Source organism: Planktothrix sp. PCC 11201 (genome assembly GCF_900009135.1).
Classification (GTDB): domain Bacteria; phylum Cyanobacteriota; class Cyanobacteriia; order Cyanobacteriales; family Microcoleaceae; genus Planktothrix.
This window is the reverse complement of record NZ_LT797745.1, coordinates 1-240: the sequence shown is the minus strand read 5'-3', so window position 1 is coordinate 240 and position 240 is coordinate 1. Positions and strand designations below refer to the sequence as shown.

1 protein-coding gene is annotated in these 240 nt (G+C 45.0%); it reads right to left on the bottom strand.

The window, feature by feature from the left end:
• Window positions 1–15: 15 nt before the first annotated feature.
• Window positions 16–240 (bottom strand): hypothetical protein (locus PL11201_RS27265; protein WP_234996847.1); only part of this gene is annotated, 225 nt, incomplete at its 5' end.

The window sequence follows — 240 nt, the reverse complement described above, 5'->3', positions numbered from 1 at the left end:
AACGCGAACCCGCCCCTACAGTTTGGGTAATATTAAGATAATTAGGGTGATTGTCATGGGTTGATTTAGACACAGGCGATCGCACTTTCCCCTATTATCAAATCCCCCAATTGTAGGGGCAGGTTCGAGACTATCTCTGTTAATTAGCAAAAATCTGGCTAAACCCGCCCCGAATGCTCTGTTAATGATCGAAAATCTGGCTAAACCCGCCCCAAATGCGATCGCAAATACCAAAGAAAC